The sequence below is a fragment of the Acidobacteriota bacterium genome (assembly GCA_038040445.1).
Classification (GTDB): Bacteria; Acidobacteriota; Blastocatellia; order UBA7656; family UBA7656; genus Onstottus_A; species Onstottus_A frigus.
This window is the reverse complement of the sequence record JBBPIG010000009.1, coordinates 224,900-242,179: the sequence shown is the minus strand read 5'-3', so window position 1 is coordinate 242,179 and position 17,280 is coordinate 224,900. Positions and strand designations below refer to the sequence as shown.

Here is a 17,280-nt window from a genome sequence, read left to right as displayed (position 1 = left end):
GAGATCATCCAAGCACAATGCCAATAAACAAACTCGGAATCGGCTTCATCGGCAGCGGGTTCAACACTCGCTTTCATATTCGGTCATGGGTTGGCGTGCGCGACGCCGACGTTCGCGGAGTGTGGAGCCCCAACCGCCGGCACGCGGAAGAGGCGGCAGAACTCGCGCGTTCGCTTCGAGTCGGCGACGCAAAATCGTTTGACTCGATCGAAGAAATGATCGCCGCTCCCGAAGTCGATTGCATCTGGCTGTGCGCGCCAAATCACGTGCGCATCGCCAACATGGAAGCAATCGTCAACGCGGTCACCTCGGGTAAAGGCCGGCTTTCGGGAATCGCTTGCGAAAAGCCGCTGGCACGCAACGTCGGCGAAGCAAAACGCATGATCGAGCTTGTTGAGAAGAGCGGTTTGCTCCACGGCTATCTCGAAAACCAGCTCTTCACTCCGAGCGTGCAGCGCGGGCGTTCGCTGATTTGGGCGCGAGGCGCGGCGTTGACCGGAAGGCCTTATCTTGCGCGCGCAGCCGAGGAGCACAGCGGGCCGCATATGCCGTGGTTCTGGCAAGGCGAGCTGCAAGGCGGAGGCGTGCTCAACGATATGATGTGTCACAGCGTCGAGGTCGCCCGATATATGCTCACGGCGCCGGGCAAGCCTCGCAACAGCATTCGTCCGACCTCGGTCTCGGCGCAGATAGCTTCGTTGAAATGGTCGCGTCCGGAATACGTCGAGCGGCTCAAGAAGATGATGGGCCCCGAAGTTGATTATGCAACCAGGCCTTCAGAAGATTTCGCTCGTGCGACAGTCACCTATGTCGACGAGCAAGGTCATCCGCTGATCGTCGAAGCGACGACTTCGTGGAGCTTCGTCGGAGCAGGCCTGAGGCTGAGCATGGAGCTTCTCGGGCCCGAGTATTCGCTGTCGATCAACACGCTCGATAGCGGGCTGAAGCTTTTTTTTAGCCGGGAGGTCAAAGGCGAAGCGGGCGAGGATCTGGTCGAAAAGCAAAACGCCGAACAGGGTTTGATGCCGGTGGCCGGCGATGAAGGCGCGGACTACGGTTATGAAGGAGAGAATCGCTACTTCGTAAATTGCTTCCTCGAGGGCAAGCAGCCCGACGAGAGTTTTTACGACGGGCTCGAAGTTTCTGAGTTGCTGATGACCGCTTACATGAGCGCCGAGCAGGGACGGGTGATCGAGTTCCGGCCCAAGGGGCTTGACGCCTTCATTCCCGCAGTCGCGCGTGGAGCGTGGAAGCCGTCGATCTAGTGGACTGTAAGATCCGGTTTACTAGTGTAAGGAGGAGTATCCGCGCAAATCCGCCGAATCAGTGTCATCCGTGGTCTATTGCGGCGCTGGCAATGTGATTCTTACGAACTCATAGACCACGGATGACCCGGCTTTGACGGATTCGCACCGATTTGATGCCTGGCGAAACGGCTGTTACAAGCCACTAGGATGCTGATACGGCGAAGGCAACTGGCCACTGACAACACGCAATCATGAAAGCGTTGATTCTAGCTGCAGGATTCGGCACCCGGCTCTGGCCTCTCACCGAGGACCGCACCAAGGCTGCGATTCCGTTTCTCAATCGCCCGCTGATAAGCTACTCAGTCGACTACCTGGCCTCGCACGGGTTTCGCGACATAATAGTAAACCTTCACCACCAGCCCGAATCCATTCGGCGCGCGCTTGGGGACGGGTCAAGATTCGGGGTCACTCTCAGCTACTCGTTCGAGGAGGAGATCCTTGGCACGTCGGGCGCGCTCGATCCGCTTCGCGAGTCACTCTCCGGCGACGACTTCGTCGTCATAAACGGAAAGATTGTCACCAACATTGATCTTGGCGCCGCCGTAGCTGCGCACAAAGAACGCGGCGCAATAGCCACGTTGGTATTGAAAGAGAACGCCCAGCGAGAGCACTTCAGTATAGTCGAAGTAAACGAGCGAGGCTCGATTACGCACTTCGCAGGCTTCCCGGAACCAGCGGCATCCGAAGCTATGACGGCAGCGTCCCCGGGTCCCGGCCTAGCGACGACGGCCGAGCCTGCGCCGTTGATGTTCACCGGTATTCAAGTGCTTTCGCCTCGCATCCTCGAGTATGTTCCGCGGTCGCGCTTTTCGCATTCGACTGTTCACGTCTACCCTCCGGCGATTGAAGCAGGAGAACGGATCATCGCTCACGTCTCGACCGCGGACTGGTTCGAGATGAGCACGCTGGGTCGGTACCTGGAAGCGAATCTTCTATTCATGCGCAAAGAAGGCCGGTCGGTCATAGCTGGTCAAGGGTGCGAGATTGCGGAGGGCGCGAACGTGAAAGACTGCGTGCTGTGGGACCGCGTCATCGTCGAGCCGGGCGCACGTGTGAGCAAGGCGTTGATTGCCGACGATGTGCGAATACCGGCCGGCGCTGTCATCGAACGCGCAATCGTCGTTCGCCGCGGCGTGGTCAGCGAGGTCGAACGCGGCGAAGTGTTCGGCGAAAACATAATCATTCCAATTTGACTGGCGGCAGCGCCCGCTCTCAAAGTGCCGGCTTGATTCGAATGGCTTCACCTGTGGAAACCTCCTCGGCGATTCTTAGATTTGCAGCGCGCCACCTCAACGCTTCGGTTGAGGAGCTGGCGGTCGTCAAGCTGACTGGAGACGCATCGACCCGTTCATACTTTCGCGCGCAGACACGTGGCGCCAGCGTAATCGTCGCGCTTTACAGCGAGCCCTTCGACGAGAACGAGCGCGCGGTCGAGAGGCTGATCCGGCTTGAAGCCTCCAATCCGTCCGCGCGGCTCACATTTGCCAACGATCCGTGTGCTCATATCGAAGTGACTAATCTGCTTTTCGGATTTGGGCTTCCGGTCCCGCCCGTGCTTGCGGCTTCTGGTAGCGACGCGGTTATGCTGATCGAAGACGTTGGCGATCTTCGGTTGCAAGACTGGCTGAGTGGCCGCTCCGAAGCCGAGGTAATCGAAGCCTACCAGCAAGCGCTCAAGCTTGCAGTTCGAATTCAAGAAGCCACGGAACAAGCTCTGGAAACCGATTCCATCTGCTCGCGTCTGGCGTTTGACGAAGCGAAACTTAGATGGGAGTTGGGCTTTTTCTTTGCTTACTATTTCAACCGCTATCTTCATATGCGGCTCGATCCGGCGACGTCCAACGCCGTGCAAGCAGATTTCAAGGAACTGTGCTCGGAACTTGCAGCGCGTCCGCGGGTGCTGACCCACCGCGACTTCCACGCGCGCAACCTGATGATGCATCGCGGCGAGATGTTCATCATCGATCATCAGGATGCGCGAATGGGGCCCGCGAGTTATGACGTGGCTTCCCTGCTAAGCGACCCATACACAACTCTACCGCGCGAGGCTGTCGCGGAACTGATAGAGCAGTTCATCGAGCTGAAAGCGGCGTCGAAGCTGCCGCTTGGCGACCTCGATGAGTTTCGAACTGAGCTCGAGCTTATGACCATACAGCGAATGCTGAAGGCGATCGGGACTTACGCATCCCAGGCTGCCGCAAACAACCCTGCCTACGTCGGCTATATCGCGCCGGCGATCGAGCGAGCGCTGGCGGCGATGGAAACACTGGGTCGCTTCGAAGCTACTCGCACCCTGCTGAAGGGATCTCTAGTTGACGCGCCGGCGCTCGGTGGTAGTCCTGAGAAGCTTGATTGACCTGAGTTGCTTCTGAGTTCTTCTGCTTCTGAGTTCTTCTTGACTTGCTGCCCTGCCAGCGATATATTGGCGCGCGTTCAAACGCGGCTTCCCCCAGCCGCAGTGGCCGACAAGCAAAGGAGGATAGTGTAGATGACAACAAGGCGTGATGGACTGAAACGGATCGGAGGACGTTGCTTCGATGTGGCGCTGGGTGTTTTTCTGATTGCTGTCCTGGTCCTGATCTGGAACTCATCCAGGACCAATGCCAATTCGGCGAATGAGGCTGAGGCCACGGGCTCCGGCGTCTACGCAATAATCCCAGCCCAGGGCACAATCTGCATCGTAGATGACAGCAACGGCAACCAGATCGTTTTTTTTCCAACTGGGGACTACACGTTTACGGACTGCGCGGGGTTCACACTTAGCGGCATAGGCGTTTACACCAAGAAGGGCGCGGTCATAACGCTACGAGACTTCGAGCCCGATCGCAGGCTGGATCTCAGCTTTGACAGTGCGGTCAGAAGAGCAAAGTTGGGACTGCAAGTTTTCTCGCCGCCGCGGCTCTTCACCATAACCGATAGGAACACCGCCGGTGACGTCTGTGGCTGCGATGGCATGGCCCAGTAGCCGCTCGAAACAAGATGATGATCTGCGCGAACAGCATTTCTCTGATTCGCAGCGTCGATTTGTAAAAAGGGCCGGCTTTCGGAAGCCGGCCCTTTTCTTTGACTCCGCACGCGGAAGAGTCACTTCTTTCGGAGCGCCTCAATTCGAGCCGAAACCTCTTCCGCCTTAGCTTGATCTGGCGCCTCGCGCGCATATATCTCCCACTGCGTGATGGCATCTGTGTAACGTCGCCCGCCTTCGTAGGTCAGAGCTAACTGGCGGTGACACTCGGGACAAGGTCCATCTGATTTTCGAATCGCCCGCTGTAACAGATTCTCTGCCTTGTCGACATTGCCTCGTTCCAACGACGATCTTGCACGTTCAACCCATCCCATCGGATTGACGACCCGGCCTTTGCCTCGCGCTCGAGCGAGTACTGAACGCGCTTCGCTTGATCCAGGAGCAAGCCGCAGCGCCGTCTGGGCTTCAGCAACGGCGCCCTCACGGTCTCCCTCGGCCAGAAGCGCTTCAGCCATCAGCCAATGCGCGTTGAAATAGTTAGAGTCCCAACTGATTGCTTTGCTCGCATAGTTGCGAAGACTCTGGGTGTCGCCTTTGCCGAGCGCAAGGTACGCAAGCAATGAGTAATTCGCGTCAGGAGTCAGAGTATGCGCCAGCGACCTTTGACCGTGATCGATCGCCATCTCAAGGGATCTCGCCCGTGCGTTTCCCATCTTCCCTTTGGCGTCGCCGGGCGCCGAGCCAGCGCTCTTGTTCTTAGGCAACTTATCGGCATACAGCGCGAACGCCCGGGCGACCTGAAAATTGTAACCGCCAATAGGATCCAGGCTGCTCGTTGCCCGCTCGCCGTAGGCTACCAGGCTCTCGAAGTCTCCGGCTCTCGCGGAGACCATCGCTCGTTTCATTGCAACATCGGCCATGACTAGCGACACCGCGAACCAAGTGGCCGCGACCAGCAACACCGCCCCTAAGCTTGCGACTGCCAGCCCGGTCCACCGCACGACGGTTGAAGCTTGCCCTGCCGCGAGTTCATCTGCACCTGCGGGCCGGGGCTCACGAGTTATGTTCCACGCCCCCAACGCGAGCGCATTGAATGCGAAGAAATACAGCCCAGTTGGGACCTGATCATAGATGAACAGGTTGTGCACGATCACCGCGGCAAACGACGCCAACAGCCCGCTCGAGATCAGCGAGACTCTCCGATCAGCCGCGCGCCGCCGCGCCCTGAGCAAAAGCGAGAACGCTGATGCGATCAGTGCGGCGTACAGAATCGCACCTGGAATTCCAAAAGAGATCGCGGCGTCCAGGTAGGAGTTGTGCGGGTTCTCATTGTTGATCTGCGGAGCGCTTCGAGCCAGTTCGAATGATTTGAAGGCGAGAAACTCCCTGCTGAAGGCTTCTGGACCGCAGCCTAAGAGGGCAAAATGAGGAACCATCTTTATCGCGTCGCCCCACAGCAATGTGCGCCCCGAGCCGGTGAATCGGTCCTCGACAAACGAACCCGCTCGCGTGGCCACGTCGCGCGAGGCGGGACTCGAAGAGATGAGCAGCGCAAGAATGATAACGCCCGCGCAGGCGATCGCTGCTCCGAGAATCCTCCGCCTGTTTTTTTTCGCACCCTTGACCTTAGGCCTGCGTACTTCCAGAAGCACAATCGTCGCCGCTCCAACAAGCAATCCAAGCCATGCGCCGCGAGTCCCGCTGAACGCAACAGCGGCAGCCGAAAACGTCACTGCTACGACGGCTAAGCGACGCGCCCGGCCGCGCCACGCAAGCGCCAGCGAAGCGGTCAGTGGAGCGGTGTACAGCAGAAAATTTCCTAGATAGTTTGAATGCCCTAATGTGCCGATCGCTCGTACGACCGGCCCGCCCGGCGACCTTTCGGCGTATGCGCTCAGCGGCAGGAAAGGATCCCAACCGAAAAACTGAAAAAATGCGTACACCGCCGTTAGCAAACCCGTTACCGCGATAACCCACGCTGCGATCGCAAGGCGCCGCTCGTCGTGGCTTACTGCTGCGATCAGCCCAACGAAGCACACAAGGAAGCAGAGACGTGAGATCAATCCCATCTCGGCTTGAAAACTTCCGAACAATGAAGCCAGTGGCGATACGCCAAACAAAGTCGAGATGGCCGAGACCCCCACATAAAGAGAGGCTAGCGCAACGTGTCTTGATTTGAGCGCGCGCAATCTGTCACTCGATTCGGCGACTGCCGCTCCAAACAAGAGCAGGACGAGCGCCGATCCGACAATGAGTATCGAAAACTTGGGCAGCACGAAAGTGCGATAGGCCGACGTGGTGAAGACGAGCGGGACAAGCGTGATGACCGACATGCACGTCCAGAATAGAGCAGTTTGCAGTTTGCCGGCGGCCGGGTATGTCAGTGGCGCTTTGGAGTGAAGCTCAGTCATTTGCTCGTCCGTTTCTGCGAACCAGAGTCACCGTCCTCCGCATCCGGCTTTCTGACGTAGTAAGTGAAGATTCGATCGGCGCGTGGCTCATATGAGGCTGCGACCCAATCCAGAAAGTCTTGCGCATGATCAACGCCGCCGAGTCGGGAGAGTCCTACGACTTTGGGTCGCTCCGCCTTCAAGCGCTCAAACCAACCTGCGAACCCGCCCGGCTCAACCCTATCGAGATAGCCGTCCTTGCCCTTGTCCAGGAAGAAGTATTTGCTCGCGTTGGTCAGCCGGCCCAGGACCAGAATCTCCGTTTGCCCATGTACGAATACCGTGTCGCCGGCATCGAGCTGAGAAACAATCTCTGCAACTAACTCGTCTTGATCCTTGAGAGTCGGGAACCCGCATTCAAACAAGACCGCGTCCCTGACGCTGAAGCAGAGCGCCCACACAGTGACGACACTATCTCTTTCGGATTCGCTCGATCGCCTGCCTGAAGGTCTCGCGCATTTGATTGAGTTGCTCGGCCAGTTGAGTAATCTCGTCGCGGAGGTATTCAGCGGGAATCCATCGCGCAAGGAAGGGCTCGCGGTCCCTGGCGGGTGTGCTCAGGTCGCCCAGGCTCCAACGGCTCGCGGCCTGGGTCAGTTCATCGAGTCGCGCTCCGAGCCCGCGGCCGAACATGAAACCCGCGGCGGCTGCCAGTAACGAGGCAATGGCGCCAATGAGAATAGTTGTCGCGCGCACCGCATTCACCGGACCTTCAAGCTCTTTCGCCGGGCGGGCTACGCCGATCGCTCCAATCGCCGTTCCATCGAGCGATTTCAATGGCTGCCATGCGACGCTGTAGCCGCGGGCGCCGCTCTGAAAAGCTTCTTCGGTTTTCGTCGGATCGTGTAGCGCTCCGGCAAGCGCGGGTCCGCTTGACGATTCGCGAGTGCCATCCGGCGGTACGCTCGACGCAACGATCGCGCCGCCCAGAGCGATGACCGCACCGGCATCTTCCTCGCCGTTTCGATAAAGCGTCTGCCTTGCTTCGGCCACCAGCGGAGTCTGAAGCGGGTTCGCGCTCGCGCGTGCCTTGTAGTAGGTATTGAGCATCTGCCCGGCCAGCACCACTCCCACGAACCGTCCGCTGCTAAAGATCGGCGCCCCAGCTTCAATCATCAGAGCTTCATCGATTGTCGAGCCGTCTAACAGACGCACTTGCGCGATGCGATCCAATCCCAATCGAGCGTACCGCTCGCCCCGCTCGATCACGCAGGAAGCGGCCGGCTGGTTGCCTCCGGCGATCACTCGTTCTGCTATCGGGTTTTTGTCGCTTGATCCAAGCAGCGTCTCGCCTGGCGATGGTCTGTCGTTGTGGCGAGCAATCACCCGGCCAAGCGGATCGGTGACGATCACGAAATCAAGTGAAGCTTCGGTCTGTGCCCGGGGCAGCAGATCTTGCAGCCGAGCCCACGAGGCCGGGTTGTTGCGGTCAAGGCTATCGGTGCTCACGAGCGCGCGGTTTGCGATCTCATCGGCGAGCGCCTGGGCCATCGCGCGCATCTCAATCAGCCGCTTCTCATAGAGCGAAACGGCCACCCGCGCATCGCTGCCCAGTTGCTCCAGCGCCTGCTGCCGCGCGTGAGCCGAAACCTCAGATAGGGTCAGGAGTGAAATGATAAGAAGGGGAATGAAAGCGGCGGCCGCGCACAAGGCTCCAAGCTTCAAGCTCAATCGCATAGCGAGTCCGTAGTCCGTAGTCCCTGGTCCGTAGCCCCAGCCGACTACGGACTACGGACTACGGACAACGGACTGTTTCTATTTAGCGTCCTTCGCGCAGCGGAATCCAACCTTCGGGTAGGCCTGGCTCGCCTCAAGAAAGCCGCGATACGTGGCGTCGTGAGACTTGTTTCCATCATAGGCGCCGCCGCGAATCACCCGATAAGATATCCCGGGCGTCAACTTGAGTTTCGTTTCGGTGTTGCCCGAATACGGCGCGATCTCATCAGCCACCCACTCCCACGCATTGCCGATCATATCGACCGCGCCGGCCGGGCTTGCGCCTTGCGGATATCCGCCCACCGGTCTCATGCCGGATGGATATTGGTCAGCGCTGGCGTCATCAGGCTTCGAGCCGATGTTAGCCAGGCCCGCGCGAAAATTATTTCCCCACGGATAGATTCGCCCGTCAGAGCCGCGCGCGGCCGCTTCCCATTCGAGTTCAGTGGGCAAGCGCTTGCCAGTCCAGACCGCATAGTCGGCCGCGTCTTGCCAGGTTACTCCCGTCACCGGGAAGTTATCGCGGCCATCCGGGAAGATCGGGCCGATCCAGTTGGAGGGAGGCTTGTGACCTGTAGCATCAAGGAATTTTTTGTAAGCGCCGTTAGTGACTTCGGTGCGATCGATGAAGTATGCAGGGATGTCGACATTGTGTTCCGGCTGCTCTAGCGGGTCAGCGCCATCTCTGCCGATGGTGTAGGCGCCCGCTGGGACAGTGATCATCCCTTCGGGCACCACCGGCGCGGCAGGCTTCGGGGGCGCAACCGGTGGCTCGGTGGTGACCGGCTGTTCAACCGCGACCGGTTGCGGTGGCGGCGCAGGTTTTCCGCGACCAAACAACAGCCACCCTACATACCCAGCCCCGCCTATCAACATGAGCGCGACAACCACATAAGCGATGACGATGCCGGTTCGTTTCTTTGGAACAGACGGCGAGGCGACTTGCGCAACAGGCGGAGTCTCAGGCTCGAGTTGTGAGACTTCGGGAGTAGCCGCCGGCGCGCTCGGTGCTGCGTCAGTCCATTGTGGCGCCCTGGACATCTGAGATGGAGGGGCGACCTGCTCAGCTATTACCGTATCGGCTGGCCGCTGGAACTCTCTCGTGGGCTCCGATTCCCGCGATGGTTGAACGGGATCGAATTTTCGGGTCCCCAAATCCTCTTGCGAAACTGATTCGGGGGAGGCTGGCGGCGCTTCCTGTGGGCGAGAAACGAAGACCGCGGTCTTGCTTTCGGAACCGGCAGGCTCGCTCGATGATTCGGAACCAAAGTCTGCGGTTGTCGGGCGAGCCGGCTGCACCGGCTGAGACCCGGCAGCAAATTCAACGGTGGGCTCGCCGGTGATCACCCGCTGGCCGCTGGTTGCCGGCGAGCCGGCGAGGTCGCCAGATTTCTTCGAAGGTCCCTCGGCTTCTTCAGCTTCGACCGGACCGGTGGTCCGGCCCATCTGCATGACCTGGGTTGGCGCCTGGTGCTCCGATCTGGCCCCAGCGGTTCCCGGCAGCGTGTTGGTCTTTGCGGTCCCCTTCGGGCGCGAAGGGTCGGTTTGCTTCTCCTGTTCCTGGCCAGCTCCGGCGAAGATCAAGGTGTTTGCCCCCGACTCGACCTCCGACTCCTGATCGACCAAGCGTGGAGTCTCCTGCGCAGGCATTTGTTCATCTAGATCAGGCAGCGTCGGCACCTTCTGCTGAACCGTGGGTGCGGCGGCCGGGAAATCGACGACTGTTCGCGCCGCCTGACCAAGAGGAGCGTTGCACACCCGGCACGCGCGCGAGCCGATGGGACTGTAGCTGTTGCACACGCCGCACAGCAGCGCCGATCCGCCAAATGGAGTCTGCTCGACATAGGCCGCCGAGCCGCAGGCTTTGCAATAAAGGGAACCCGTATCGAGTCGCTCGCCGCAGGATGAGCACGCCCCGATAAGCGACGTGTCCGCGAGCGATGGGTCCGGCGAATCCTGCGCGACGTGAGCACCGCTCGCGGATTCGCTGGCGCCAGTCTGGAGGCGTTCCCCGCAGGCTTTGCAGAACGCCCAGCCCGGTTGAATCGCGGCGGAGCAACTCGGACAACTGTGCAGCTCGCTTGTGATGCGCGGGCGATCGACCAGCGGCCCTCCGCACCACTTGCAGTAGCGCAGCCCTTCAGTGAAATCTACGTTGCATCTATCACAGTGCATGGTTAACCCGGAGCCGAGAAGAGTAGCACGATCTTTAGTGTGTATCGCCGCGGTTCGCTGAGCGCCGAACCGTACAGACTGGTCTGTGCTACCCCCGACCCCTAAATTAATATCACATCTCGCGCTCGACGATGAAGCGAGGCACGCTCAAAAGGGCCTGGCGATATGGGGATGGCGGAAAGATGCTCAAGGACTCGATCGCTTCGGCGGCGTAGCGCCCGGCCTCAGCCCGCGCGCGCTCGAGCGTTCCTTTCTCGTGGATCAACTGAAGCACTTCTTCGCGCCGCACCGATTCGAACCCGCGCTCCCGCATGACGGTTTCGATCATGCGTCTGTGCTCGTCGTTGCCTTCTTCCATAAGGTAGATCAGCGGAAGCGTCAGCTTGCCCTCGCGGATGTCGTTGGCTACGGGCTTACCGAGTTTGGCCTCAGTCGATACGAAATCAAGCACGTCGTCGATCAATTGGAACGCCACGCCTACAGATAAACCGTAACGAGCAAGCGCGCGCCGTTCTTCGCGAGTCGCGCCCGCCACGATCCCACCCACCTCCGCGCAGGCGCTGAACATGTGAGCAGTCTTGCGGCGGACTATATCAAGGTGTTCGTCCTCGGTGATATGGCTGTTGCCGACCAGCGATAGTTGAATGATCTCGCCTTCGACCATTATTCGAGTCATGCTGGTCAAGGCGTCGAGCATGTCGAAGCTGCGCTCGCGAAGGCTCATGTCAAACGCAGTCATGTAGAGCCAATCGCCGATCAGCACCGTGCGATCGTTCCCCCACTGCGCATTGGCCGATGCGCGGCCGCGCCGCACTCGCGCTTCATCTATTATGTCGTCGTGAACCAGCGTTGCGGTATGGAGCATCTCCATAACCGCGGCCATGCGAACGGCCGACGGAGAAGCCTCGCCGCTCACCAGCCTGGAAGCGAGCAGCACCAGCGCGGGACGAACGCGCTTGCCGCCGCCCTCGTGCGAGTAGCGAGCAATGGATGACACCAGCGTGGAACCATCGGAGACGTTACGGTCGAATTCTTTTTCCACGAGCGCAAGATCGCGGTGCACCAGGAAGAAAATTTCCTCCGGCGTCATAATCGAGTACTCCGCTTCGGGTACTTGCAACCGGCCGTGCATCAGGTTTGAGGCTCCGATCTCGCGTTGATCCGCGTTACTTTTTGGTTTGGCGATTCAACGTCAGGCTCAACGCGACGGCAATCATAGCAAACCAATCCTTGCGAGGCAAAATTGGAATAGAGTTCCCTCTGCTCCTACCGCTTTGGTTATAGCGACCGGCCATCGGCGGCGCAACCTCAGGAAGTCCGTAGTCCGTAGTCCGTAGTTTCTGGTCACGTAACTAAATGGGTATGACTGGCCTTATTGGCGTCGAGCAACGCGCTACGGACCACGGACTACGGACCACGGACTACGGACTACGGACTACGAACTCTGCCCTTACATGAGGCAGTTTAAATTTTCGCTCGTGTCTTGTTATGGTAGACTAATGACGAATTTCAATATGCCTCGCCCCGCGCATCTTGTTTTAGCGAAGTCGAACGCCCCGTTGAGTACAAAGTGGGCCGCAAGCGTGGAACCCGAGGCCGCCCGTTTAGGAGGGGGAAATGTGGGCTAGACTCAAGAGGCTATTCCGTTCAATTTTCGGGGGACTCATCGAGGGTGCCGAAGACCCCGAGCTGATCCTGCAACAGACCATCCGCGACATGCGCGAGAAGGTCCCTCAGATGCAGAACAACGTCGTGCAGGTAATGGCAACCGAGAAGCTCCTGCAGAAGGAAGTAGTCATTCTCGAGCGCGAGATCAAAGACTATGACGCCAAGGTAAAGGCCGCCATCAGTACGGGCCGCGACGACATCGCGCGCACATACATCACCGCGCTTCAGGAGAAACAGACAGCGCTTGAACGCTCGCGGCAACAGCTTGAGACTTCGCGCGTGGCGTCCGAACAAGCGAAGAAGTTCCTGGACAACTACATCCTTCAGGTAAAGAAGCGAACGGCTGAGGCGCAACAACTGGTCAATGAGGCGCGCGGCGCAAAGATGCAGGAGCAACTTTCGCAGGCGATGGCTTCATTCCAGATCGGCGATGATGCTGGCACGTTCCAGGAGATGCGCGAGCGAATTCAACGGCGCTCCGCGGCCGCCGAAGCTCGAATGGACCTGGCCACCGGGGGAGTCGAGTCGCAGATTCAGGACATCGAGCGCGAGTCGTTGAACATTCAGATCGAAGACACCCTGACGGCTTACAAGCGGCAAATGGGATTGGTGCCTGACACCCCGTCGGGGCCAGCGCCACCATCGATTCAGAGCGATTCCTCCGCGGAGAAGACGCTGGGACCTTCTGACCGCGCGAAGGCGTTGGAGTGAGAGGGTTCCTATGAGCGACGATGTGACATTCCAGTTGAACGGCAGGTTCGATGAGGTAGTTGGACTGTTGGGCAAGCTCGGCGATCGCATGGAGGCGTTTGAGAAACGGCAGTCGGAGTTGGAGACGAAGGTAGATGCGAGGCTCCACGAAACGCGGCCGATTTGGGAGCAAGTCTTGTCGCGATTGACTAGTATAGAGCAACGGCAGGAGAGAATGGAGCAGCGGCTGGAGAGCATGGACCGGAGGGTTCGTTGGGTCTACGACGAGTTCAAAGATCTTAAGATGAGGCTTCGACCCACGTTCTCCGATGTCACAAAGCTGCTCAATGATCGGATGACTTCGAGGAACGCATCCTGAAGCTCGAAAGCGAACGTTCTTGACGACGGCTGCTCGACAGGGATGGGTTGAACAATTCGGGACTATGGCAGAACAGGTAAGCTACGTTAAAGAAGCGATCAAGGAACCGCTCAACATCTGGGCGATGGTGATATTCGTCGCGCTAGCGGTGTTCGCAGCGACCGCGGCCGGCGACTTTGGCTTCCTGGCGTGGCTGGCGCCGTGGATACCGCTTGCGGCCGGCGCTACCGCCGAAGCGTTGTACCTCTCAACCGTGCCCAACACGCCGGGGTATCGCAGACTGGTGGATCAAAGAACCAGGCGGCGCGCGATGGCGGATCGTAATCGCCGGCGCGAAGATCTGGTGAAGTCGTTCGACCCGCGCGAGCGCGAAGCCGTCGAATACCTTCGCTGGATGAAGAACCAGATTTACCAGAACTACAAAAAATTCACCGGGGTCGTTGAGGTGCCGGAGCGAATAGAAACCCTTGACGTGTACTGGGAGTCGTACGTCGATCTGCTCGACACCTACCGGCGGCGAAAGAACCATATGCGCTCGATCAACCGGCAAACGATTCAAAACCAGATTCAGCAAGCCGAGCGGGCGATTGCCTCGGCTCTCGATGACGACACGCGGCGCCTTTATCACACCAACCTGGAGTTCCTTCAAAAGAGGATGAAGACCTACGACGACATGGAGCGCTCGATGAAGCGAGTCGAGGCCCAGCTTCAATCGATCGAGAGCTTTTTCGGGCTGGTGAACGATCAGGTGATAACGATGCCCACGCCGGAGCATATCTCGTCACTCGATTTCGAGTCGCTGCTGTCGTCGATCGAGCTGACCAAGGAAATACTCGACGAGACGGCGCCGATCATGAACCAGTTGGATGCCGCCGACCGCTCGTCACAGTCCGGGCGTCCCCCGCTCGCGCAAAGGCAGTAGTTCAGGGTTCAGGGTTCCGAGTTCAGGGTTCTCAGAGTTCAAGGATTCGGGATTGCGGGCTATGTAAGTGAGGTTTGACAGCGCGTTCGTAGAAGATCAACGCAAACCCGGAACCCTGAACCCGGAACCCTGAACCCGGAACCCTAAACAAGTTATGTCATCATCACGAACAAGATTACTACTAGACGAGATCGACCAGCTCCCCTCATGGGCGGCGCGCATGGCGCGCAAGTACTATGCGGGCGAGGCCAGTCACTTCCTTCTCTACAACAATATCTATGATCTGGTAAGGTCCGGCACCGAGTACATCAGCCTGCCCAACTACCTTCAGCGCGAGCTGGTCGGGACCAAGCATCTGCTGACTTACAACCGCAGCGAAGGGATCAAGTTCGGTTCCCCGGAAGCCGAGCGGCAGTTTGCAGCTTTGCTGCGGGTCTCGGACCCGCTGATGAATCGCGACGCGCTTCGACAGCTTCCGAAAGAACCGGGTCGCGCGCTGCCATTGATCGAGCATTTCCTGCTCTACGGCGATCAAGTTGCCGTGATCATCAACTTCCTCGAAACGATCATCCCCTCGGGCGACGCGAGCTTCATGTCGGGCGACGACCGAACAAACCTGGTCGCATTTCAGCGCTGGATAACGAGCTCGCGACTGCTCAAGAAGGACAACATCGTCATACTTGTCGCGGAGAGCGTGGCCGAGATTCACCCGCGCATCAGACAGAACTCGCGATTGTCGGCGATTGATATCCCCTACCCCGATGACGCAGAGCGGTTGGAGTTCATAGGCCATCTGCGCTCTCAGTTACCGCAGCTCTCGAACGAGGTCACCGACGAACAGTTGGCGTTGACCACATCCGGGCTCAATCGCGTGCACCTGAATTCGTTGATGCGCAGCGCGGCCAGCGAGAGCAACCCGCTTACGCTCGACAAGATTCGGCAGAAGAAGAAAGAACTGATCGAAGCCGAATGCGTCGGGCTTGTAGAGTTCGTTCAGCCGCGCTTCGGGTTGGACTCGGTGGGTGGGATGAATAAAGCGAAAAGCTACATGCGCTCGATCGCCGATACCATTCGCGCGGGCAACACTGAAGAAGCGCCAATGGGGATTCTGATCTCGGGTCCGATCGGAACGGGCAAGACTTTTCTGGCGGAATGCTTCGCGCACGATTGCGGCTTGAACGTCGTGGCGTTCAAGAATTTTCGCGAGCGCTGGGTCGGCTCGAGCGAAGCGAATCTTGAAAAAATACTGAACCTGCTTCAGACGCTTGCGCCGATCGTAGTGCTCGTAGACGAAGCCGACGCGACGCTGGGCTCGCGCGAGTCCGGGGGAGACTCGGGTGTTGACGCGCGGATCTTTTCAAAGCTTGCGGCGGCAATGGGCGACACCCGGAATCGCGGGCGCATATTGTGGATACTGATGACCAGCCGGCCTGACTTGTTGCCGATTGACCTTAAGCGCCAGGGGCGCGCCGAAGAGCACATATCACTGTTCTATCCCGACTCGGAGGAAGACCGCTTGGCCGTCGTCGAGGCAATGGTTCACAAGCACAAGATCAAACACGAAGTGACGGACTGGTCGCCGATCACCAAAAACACGCTGACGCTGTCGGGCGCTGACATCGAGTCGATGCTGATCCGCGCGCGGCGAATGGCTCGTATGGCAGGCCGCGATAAGACGGGCCAACAAGACATCCAGCAGGTAGCCAACGAATTCAGCCCGGCTCGCGACGAGATGGCCGTCGAGTATCAGATCCTGGTTGCGGCTCGCGAGGCTACGTCGAGAGAGATGGTTCCGGAGCAATACCGGCATCTATCGCCGATTGAATTGAGCCAGCGCATCGAAGCACTGAGGGCGTTCATAAGATAGTTCGGCGTCTCAGCAACTGTTGAACTCGGAGTTCGATATGTCGAAACGCGTAACGATCTCTAAAGATAGTGCTTAGCTGAAGTTGCTTTGATCAGAAACTATGAGCAAGTCCGATAGCGAGAACCTAATAGAAGAACTGGCAAACGGGATCACCCATGGCATCGGGCTGGCTCTGAGCGTGGTGGGCCTCGTAGTGCTGGTTGTCCTTTCTATTCTTCGGGGAGACGCATGGCACATTGCCGGGTGCACGACCTTCGGCGTTACGCTCGTTCTTTTGTATACCGCCTCGACGCTGTATCACAGCTTTCACACGCCGCGGTGGAAAAGAATCCTCAAGATCCTCGATCACACCGCGATCTACCTGCTGATCGCTGGAACCTACACGCCTTTCACTTTGGTCAACCTGCGCGGCTTCTGGGGCTGGACGCTGTTTGCGTTGGTCTGGAGTCTGTCTGTCTTCGGAATCCTTTGGAAACTCTTCCACGTTGAGAGGTTTGAAATAGTCTCGACCTTAGTCTATGTCGCGATGGGCTGGCTGGTGCTGATTGCGATCAAGCCGGTGATGGCAGCGGTCCCTTTGTCAGGGATGATCTGGTTATTCGCCGGCGGATTGTTCTACACCGTAGGTGTGTTGTTCTTCGCCTGGAAGCGAGTTCCTTACAATCACGCCATCTGGCATGTGTTTGTCATGGCCGGAAGCATTTGCCACTACTTCGCAGTGATGTTCTACGTCCTGCCCAGGAGCTCATGACTCGGGGGTTAAGTCCGCCCGCAACCCAAACCTCGCTCTTCTCGATGTAGCGTAGACTGTCCAGTCTGCGGATGACTCAAAACGCAGACTGGACAGTCTACGGTACATTCGGACGTTTGGGCACCGTAAATAAGCCCGCTTAACTTTTAGTAACCGTTCAAGTAGCCCCATCGTCTTATACACTGTTGACGGGCTTGGCACGGACTTGGCACGTGGGTCATCAATAGTTCTTTGCAAACAAACTGGCCGGGGCGGCGGGCAGCGGGTTGATGAAAAAGGCGAACAAAGCTAGCGTCGCTACGTTAGTCAGGTTAGCCAACTGATCAACCTCGATTGCGCCAGTGGGTGTGGCGCGAGAAACAAACGAGACGAAACGAAAGTCGTTCGCAG

14 protein-coding genes are annotated in these 17,280 nt (G+C 58.5%); 9 read left to right on the top strand and 5 right to left on the bottom strand.

Going from position 1 to position 17,280, the window contains the following annotated elements:
* Positions 1-17: 17 nt before the first annotated feature.
* The 4 genes from AABO57_12730 (at position 18) to AABO57_12715 (ending at position 4,272) form a co-directional block, all read left to right on the top strand.
* Positions 18-1,265 (top strand): Gfo/Idh/MocA family oxidoreductase, encoded by a 1,248-nt coding sequence (locus tag AABO57_12730; protein ID MEK6286598.1) that lies wholly within the window; start codon positions 18-20, stop codon positions 1,263-1,265.
* A 233-nt stretch (positions 1,266-1,498) separates the two neighbouring features.
* Positions 1,499-2,500: an NDP-sugar synthase gene (locus AABO57_12725; GenBank protein MEK6286597.1), complete on the top strand. Its 1,002-nt coding sequence runs from the start codon at positions 1,499-1,501 to the stop codon at positions 2,498-2,500.
* Positions 2,501-2,541: 41 nt separating this feature from the next.
* Complete coding sequence (locus AABO57_12720; GenBank protein MEK6286596.1) at positions 2,542-3,663, top strand: phosphotransferase; 1,122 nt, start codon at positions 2,542-2,544, stop codon at positions 3,661-3,663.
* 132 nt (positions 3,664-3,795) lie between these two features.
* The gene (locus tag AABO57_12715; protein MEK6286595.1) at positions 3,796-4,272 is read left to right on the top strand and encodes a hypothetical protein; all 477 of its coding nucleotides are present in this window, start codon (positions 3,796-3,798) and stop codon (positions 4,270-4,272) included.
* Positions 4,273-4,391: 119 nt separating this feature from the next.
* Here AABO57_12715 and AABO57_12710 read toward each other — a convergent pair whose 3' ends face one another.
* From AABO57_12710 to AABO57_12690, 5 genes are all read right to left on the bottom strand, one after another.
* Entirely contained in the window at positions 4,392-6,683 is a 2,292-nt protein-coding gene (locus AABO57_12710; GenBank protein ID MEK6286594.1) for an O-antigen ligase family protein, read from the bottom strand.
* A complete protein-coding gene (locus tag AABO57_12705; protein MEK6286593.1) occupies positions 6,680-7,123 on the bottom strand; it encodes a hypothetical protein in 444 nt (147 codons plus the stop codon). Before AABO57_12705 ends, AABO57_12710 begins: the two co-directional genes overlap by 4 nt.
* Before the next feature lie 10 nt (positions 7,124-7,133).
* Positions 7,134-8,399, bottom strand: coding sequence for a HAMP domain-containing protein (locus AABO57_12700; protein ID MEK6286592.1), 1,266 nt, complete (start codon positions 8,397-8,399; stop codon positions 7,134-7,136).
* A 78-nt stretch (positions 8,400-8,477) separates the two neighbouring features.
* Positions 8,478-10,613 carry an SUMF1/EgtB/PvdO family nonheme iron enzyme gene (locus AABO57_12695; GenBank protein MEK6286591.1) on the bottom strand — a complete coding sequence of 712 codons (2,136 nt, stop codon included), beginning with the start codon at positions 10,611-10,613 and terminating at the stop codon, positions 8,478-8,480.
* Between the two features lie 112 nt (positions 10,614-10,725).
* Positions 10,726-11,745: a polyprenyl synthetase family protein gene (locus AABO57_12690; GenBank protein MEK6286590.1), complete on the bottom strand. Its 1,020-nt coding sequence runs from the start codon at positions 11,743-11,745 to the stop codon at positions 10,726-10,728.
* 485 nt (positions 11,746-12,230) lie between these two features.
* Between AABO57_12690 and AABO57_12685 the strand changes: the two genes are divergently transcribed.
* The 5 genes from AABO57_12685 (at position 12,231) to AABO57_12665 (ending at position 16,890) form a co-directional block, all read left to right on the top strand.
* Entirely contained in the window at positions 12,231-12,992 is a 762-nt protein-coding gene (locus AABO57_12685) for a PspA/IM30 family protein (GenBank protein MEK6286589.1), read from the top strand.
* Between the two features lie 10 nt (positions 12,993-13,002).
* Positions 13,003-13,350, top strand: a complete 348-nt coding sequence (locus AABO57_12680) for a hypothetical protein (protein MEK6286588.1) — start codon at positions 13,003-13,005, stop codon at positions 13,348-13,350.
* Positions 13,351-13,414: 64 nt separating this feature from the next.
* Entirely contained in the window at positions 13,415-14,272 is an 858-nt protein-coding gene (locus AABO57_12675; GenBank protein ID MEK6286587.1) for a hypothetical protein, read from the top strand.
* Between the two features lie 154 nt (positions 14,273-14,426).
* Positions 14,427-16,139 carry an ATP-binding protein gene (locus AABO57_12670; GenBank protein ID MEK6286586.1) on the top strand — a complete coding sequence of 571 codons (1,713 nt, stop codon included), beginning with the start codon at positions 14,427-14,429 and terminating at the stop codon, positions 16,137-16,139.
* A gap of 100 nt (positions 16,140-16,239) precedes the next feature.
* Positions 16,240-16,890, top strand: coding sequence for a hemolysin III family protein (locus AABO57_12665; GenBank protein MEK6286585.1), 651 nt, complete (start codon positions 16,240-16,242; stop codon positions 16,888-16,890).
* Positions 16,891-17,280: the final 390 nt, after the last annotated feature.

Excerpts from the sequence above, each read along its gene's own strand:
- AABO57_12670 (MEK6286586.1), top strand. The coding sequence starts at position 14,427 with ATGTCATCATCACGAACAAGATTACTACTAGACGAGATCGACCAGCTC.
- AABO57_12710 (MEK6286594.1), bottom strand. The coding sequence starts at position 6,683 with ATGACTGAGCTTCACTCCAAAGCGCCACTGACATACCCGGCCGCCGGC.
- AABO57_12665 (MEK6286585.1), top strand. The coding sequence starts at position 16,240 with ATGAGCAAGTCCGATAGCGAGAACCTAATAGAAGAACTGGCAAACGGG.
- AABO57_12675 (MEK6286587.1), top strand. The coding sequence starts at position 13,415 with ATGGCAGAACAGGTAAGCTACGTTAAAGAAGCGATCAAGGAACCGCTC.
- AABO57_12725 (MEK6286597.1), top strand. The coding sequence starts at position 1,499 with ATGAAAGCGTTGATTCTAGCTGCAGGATTCGGCACCCGGCTCTGGCCT.
- AABO57_12695 (MEK6286591.1), bottom strand. The coding sequence starts at position 10,613 with ATGCACTGTGATAGATGCAACGTAGATTTCACTGAAGGGCTGCGCTAC.
- AABO57_12690 (MEK6286590.1), bottom strand. The coding sequence starts at position 11,745 with ATGCACGGCCGGTTGCAAGTACCCGAAGCGGAGTACTCGATTATGACG.
- AABO57_12715 (MEK6286595.1), top strand. The coding sequence starts at position 3,796 with ATGACAACAAGGCGTGATGGACTGAAACGGATCGGAGGACGTTGCTTC.
- AABO57_12700 (MEK6286592.1), bottom strand. The coding sequence starts at position 8,399 with ATGCGATTGAGCTTGAAGCTTGGAGCCTTGTGCGCGGCCGCCGCTTTC.
- AABO57_12685 (MEK6286589.1), top strand. The coding sequence starts at position 12,231 with ATGTGGGCTAGACTCAAGAGGCTATTCCGTTCAATTTTCGGGGGACTC.
- AABO57_12720 (MEK6286596.1), top strand. The coding sequence starts at position 2,542 with ATGGCTTCACCTGTGGAAACCTCCTCGGCGATTCTTAGATTTGCAGCG.
- AABO57_12730 (MEK6286598.1), top strand. The coding sequence starts at position 18 with ATGCCAATAAACAAACTCGGAATCGGCTTCATCGGCAGCGGGTTCAAC.
- AABO57_12680 (MEK6286588.1), top strand. The coding sequence starts at position 13,003 with ATGAGCGACGATGTGACATTCCAGTTGAACGGCAGGTTCGATGAGGTA.